Genomic DNA, 4,707 nt, shown 5'->3' on the forward strand with positions numbered 1-4,707 from the left:
ACGACATCATGGCGCTCGGCGTCGAGCGCGCCGTGCGAACCTCGGGCAAGGACGTCAAGGTGATCGGCCTCGACGGCATCGTCGACGCGCTCAAGTCGATTGCGGCAGGCGAACTCACCGCCACCGTCGCCCAATATCCCTATGTCGTCGGCGCCATGGGCCTCGAGGCCTGTGCAGTGGCGGCCAAGGGCAAGGAACTGCCGGCCAACGTGCCGGCGCCGGTGCTGTTGATCAACAAGGACAATGCCGAAGCCTCGCTGAAGAACTTCCCGCGTCCCGGCGGCGACTATCCCGATCCCTTCCGCGAGATGCTGAAGTGAGCACACCTGCAGACAACGCACCCGCCGCCCATTCGGCGGGTGCGGAGGAGAGCCGCCCCTCCCTGGCGGCTCTCCTCCTCGATCCCTCCTTCTGGGCCGACTGGGCATCCGTCGTCGGCCTGGTCGGCCTCGTCATCGTCTTCGGCATCGCCCAGCCGGTCTTTCTCAGCGTCGCCAATCTGCAGGCGCTGCTGCTGGCGGCTGCGATCCTGGTCGTGCTGTCGATCGGCCAGACCTTCGTCATCGCCACCTCGGGCATCGACCTGTCGCTAGCGGCAGCCGTCATGCTCGGCGCCATCATCCTCGGCCTCGTCAACGCCGCCGGCTACGGCATCTTTGTCGCCTGCGTGCTCGCGGTTCTCGCCACCAGCGCGGTCGGCTTCCTCAACGGGCTGATCATCACCGCAGGCAAGATCCCCGACTTCGTGGTGACGCTCGGCACGCTGTCGGGCATCACCGGCCTTGGCCTTATCCTGTCGGGCGGTGAACCGACCATGGTCGGCTCGACCTTCCTGCTCAGGCTCGCCTCGGGCTCGTTCGGACCGTTCGGTTATCCGGTCTGGGTGGCGATCGCAGCCGTCATCGTCGCCCATATCGCGCTCTACCACACGCGCTTCGGCGTGCATTTGCTGGCGACCGGCGGCCAGGCGGAAAGCGCCGGCGCGCTCGGCATCCGTACCAACCGGGTCAAGATCGCCGCCTACACGATTTCCGGTCTCTGCGCCGGCATCGCGGCCATTCTTCTGGTCGCCCGCATCGGCTCGGCCGAACCGCAGATCAACACCAGCCTGCTGCTCAATTCGGTGGCGGCGGTGGTGCTGGGCGGCGTCAGCCTGTTCGGCGGCCGCGCCAGCATTCTGGGACCGGCGATCGGCGCGCTGATGCTCACAGCACTCGTCAACGGCCTGACCTTGCTCAACGTCTCAGCCTTCTACCAACCGCTTGCCGTGGGCGCCATCGTGGTGCTGGCGGCCCTGATCATGCGATATCAGAAATGAGCGCGCTCCATCACATCCCCGCCGCTGAGGCGATCATCGCCTGCGAAGGACTGAGCAAGCATTTCGGCGGCATCCGCGCCTTCACCGACGTCGCCTTCCAGGCCCGTCGCGGCGAGGTCACCGCCGTCATCGGCGACAATGGCGCCGGCAAGTCGACGCTGATCCGCAGCCTGGTCGGCGTGCATCAGCCGGACACCGGCAATTTGTTCTTCGACGGCCGGGCGCGGCCCTTCGCCAACCCCGACGAGGCACGCAAGGCCGGCATCGAGACCGTGCACCAGAACCTGGCGCTGATCGACGAACTGACGGTCGCGCAGAACCTGTTCCTCAACCGCGAGATCGTGCGTCGCATCGGGCCGTTCGCTTTCCTCGATCGCAAGGCGATGAAGCGCGAGGCCCGTTCCATGCTGTCGCGCCTGTCGATCAACGTGCCGTCGATCAACCAGCGTGTGCGGCGCTTGTCGGGCGGCCAGCGGCAGGCGATCTCGATCTGCCGCGCTGTCGGCTCCGGCGCCAAGCTGGTGGTGATGGACGAACCGACGGCAGCACTCGGCGTGCAGGAGACCGCCAATGTCGAGGCTCTGATCCGGCGTCTGCGCGAGCAGTCGGTCTCAGTCATCCTGGTCAGCCACAATTTCGATCAGGTCCGCCGCCTGTCCGACCAGATCTGGGTGATGCGGGCGGGAAAGATGGCGGCGACCGTGCGCGCTTCCGAAACGTCCGGAAACGAGCTCGTCGCGCTGGTCACCGGCGCGGCATAGTCCTGCAGCATCAGACTTAAAATCAAAGGGAGTTCGCCTGTGGCACCAATTCGTGTCGGACTGATAGGTCTTGGAGAGGTCGCGCAGTCGATCCATCTGCCTGTGCTGGGCGATCAGCGCGACCGCTGGGTGGTCGCGGGCGTGTACGACGTGTCGCCCAGCCTGGTGTCACTCGTCACCTCCGAATTTGCGACGGCAAAGGCCTTCGACACGGCCGAGGCGCTGATTAGTTCGCCCGACATCGACGCGGTGTTCGTGCTGTCATCCGACGACACCCACAGCCGCTTCGTGCGGGCGGCGATTGCTGCCAACAAGCATATCCTGCTGGAAAAGCCCGCCTGCCTGACGGTGCGCGAAATCGACGATCTGCTGGCGCTGATGCCGGGCTACGACAAGACCCTGTTCGTCGGCTATATGCGCCGCTACGCGCCGGCCTATCTGGCGGCCAAGGACGAACTGCCGGCATACGCCGACATCACCCATGTCCGAATCTTCGACCTGATCTCGGAAGGCCGGCACTTTCTCAAGAAGAGCCAGAACGTCCTCTATCCCAACGACATAGACCCTACCCTGCTGGCGCGTGGCGCAAGCGAACGCGACGCGCTGATCCGCGAGGTGGTCGGCGCCGACGCGCCGACCGATCTGGTGCGCGCCTATCGCGGCCTGACGGCGCTTTCCTCGCATCACATTTCGGCGATGCGCGGGCTGATCGGCGAGCCGGCGCGCGTGCTGGCCGCGCACCGCACCAATGGCGGCGCCAACACATCAGTCACCTTCGACTACGGCCATTTCGCTTGTCTCTACGACGCGGTGGTCGACGATCTCGGCCTGTTCGACGCCATGATCGAGGTGCGCTCGAACACCAGGCGTGTGCGCATTCTCTACGACACGCCCTACATCCGAAGCCTGCCGACGCGGCTGGAGGTCACCGATGCCGGCCCGCTCGGCCCGGTGACGAAAACCTTCGGGCCTCTCTACGGCGATGCTTTCTCGAATGAACTCGAGATTTTCCACCGCCACATCACCGAAGGCACAAAGCCTCTGACCGACCTCGCCGATTCACGCCGCGACCTCGCGCTGATGGCCGAGATCATCGAGCGGATGAAAGAAAGTGGCGGGCGCTGAGGCGCCGCCTGCCGCCTACTTCCCACAGTGATGGTCGTTGATCTTGTTCACCGCATTCGCGTCGGGTCCGACGCGATGATAGGAGCACGCGCCGGCGGCCGTCGTCACCAACTGCTGATCGTAGTAGCGCGGGCCGCCGAACAGGATGTCGATGAGATCGCCTTCGGCGGGAACGTAGCGTTCGGATTGGACCCGGCGGTCGTGGTGCCGGTCGCCAGCGAAAGCCGGGGCGCAAGCGCTTGAGCCCATGGCGACAGCGAGAGCTAGGATCGCAACGCATTTGGTGGTCATGCCAATACCCTCCTGGCCATTCCGGAATCACACCATACATCCAAAACCGCCAGCCGGACAAAAGTTCCGGAGAAGACCGCGATAGGCTCTTGCCGAAGCCAGCTGCCTCGCTCATCCATGGTGCGTGGAAATGTGGAACCTGTGATGACCGATGCCAGCCTTCATCTCGTCGAAGCGACGATCGACCAACTGCGCCGCGCGCTTGATGACGGCACCGTCACCAGCGTCGAACTGGTCGGGGCTTATCTCAGGCGCATCGGGCATTTCGACCGCCACGGCATCAGCCTCAACGCCGTCCCAGTGCTCAACCCTGACATGTTTAAGGAGGCGGCAGCCTCCGACCGGCGCCGAAGCAATGGCGCCGTGCTCGGACCGCTCGACGGCATCCCCTACACCGCCAAGGACAGCTACAAGGTGTCAGGCCTGACGGTGGCCGCCGGTTCGCCCGCCTTCGAGCATCTCATCGCCAATGAGGACGCCTTCACCATTGCCCGGCTGCGCGCCGGCGGCGCCGTGCTGATCGGGCTGACCAACATGCCGCCAATGGCCAATGGCGGCATGCAGCGCGGCGTCTACGGTCGCGCCGAGAGCCCCTACAATGGCGACTATCTGACCGCCGCCTTCGCGTCGGGCTCGTCCAATGGCTCCGGCACGGCGACGGCGGCCAGCTTCTGCGCCTTCGGGCTTGGCGAAGAAACCTGGTCGTCCGGCCGCGCGCCGGCCACCAACAATGCACTGGTCGCCTACACCCCGTCGCGCGGCGTCATTTCGGTGCGCGGCAACTGGCCCCTTGTGCCGACCATGGATGTCGTGGTGCCGCACGCGCGGACAATGCCCGACATGCTCGAACTGCTCGATGTGATCGTCGCCGACGATCCCGAGACGCGAGGCGATTTCTGGCGCGCGCAGCCCTGGGTCAAGCTGCCGAAAAGCTCCGACGTGCGGCCGCCCCGCTATACCGACCTCGCACTGGCGGGGTCGTTGAAAGGCAAGCGGCTCGGCGTGCCCAGAATGTATATCGGCCGCGACAGCGAGGCCGATGCGCCGATCGAAACCCGCGCCTCGGTGCTTGCCCTTTGGCAACAGGCAGCGGCCGATCTCGCGCGGCTTGGCGCCGAGGTGGTCGAGGTCGATTTTCCCGTCGTTTCCAACTATGAGCGCGACCGCCCCGGCGCGCGCACCATGGTCGAGCGCGGGCTGATGCCCCAAGAG

General features: G+C 65.6%; 6 protein-coding genes. 5 read left to right on the forward strand and 1 reads right to left on the reverse strand.

Going from position 1 to position 4,707, the window contains the following annotated elements; genetic code table 11:
- From EN939_RS21460 to EN939_RS21475, 4 genes are all read left to right on the forward strand, one after another.
- A partial coding sequence (locus EN939_RS21460) for a substrate-binding domain-containing protein (protein WP_335930797.1) occupies positions 1-320 on the forward strand: 320 nt, incomplete at its 5' end.
- Complete coding sequence (locus EN939_RS21465) at positions 317-1,318, forward strand: ABC transporter permease (protein WP_127269571.1); 1,002 nt, start codon at positions 317-319, stop codon at positions 1,316-1,318. The genes EN939_RS21460 and EN939_RS21465, both read left to right, overlap by 4 nt.
- Positions 1,315-2,079: an ATP-binding cassette domain-containing protein gene (locus tag EN939_RS21470; RefSeq protein ID WP_127269572.1), complete on the forward strand. Its 765-nt coding sequence runs from the start codon at positions 1,315-1,317 to the stop codon at positions 2,077-2,079. Before EN939_RS21465 ends, EN939_RS21470 begins: the two co-directional genes overlap by 4 nt.
- A gap of 39 nt (positions 2,080-2,118) precedes the next feature.
- Positions 2,119-3,204: a Gfo/Idh/MocA family protein gene (locus tag EN939_RS21475; RefSeq protein ID WP_127269573.1), complete on the forward strand. Its 1,086-nt coding sequence runs from the start codon at positions 2,119-2,121 to the stop codon at positions 3,202-3,204.
- A gap of 15 nt (positions 3,205-3,219) precedes the next feature.
- On the opposite strand, the gene EN939_RS21480 is transcribed toward EN939_RS21475, so the two are convergent.
- Positions 3,220-3,495 carry a hypothetical protein gene (locus EN939_RS21480; protein ID WP_127269574.1) on the reverse strand — a complete coding sequence of 92 codons (276 nt, stop codon included), beginning with the start codon at positions 3,493-3,495 and terminating at the stop codon, positions 3,220-3,222.
- Between the two features lie 144 nt (positions 3,496-3,639).
- On the opposite strand from EN939_RS21480, the gene EN939_RS21485 reads away from it, so the two are divergent.
- The coding region (locus EN939_RS21485; RefSeq protein ID WP_127269575.1) for an amidase at positions 3,640-4,707 on the forward strand (1,068 nt) is incomplete at its 3' end.

It is taken from the genome of Mesorhizobium sp. M7A.F.Ca.CA.002.05.1.1, from assembly GCF_003998335.1.
In the GTDB taxonomy this organism is placed as follows: Bacteria; Pseudomonadota; Alphaproteobacteria; order Rhizobiales; family Rhizobiaceae; genus Mesorhizobium.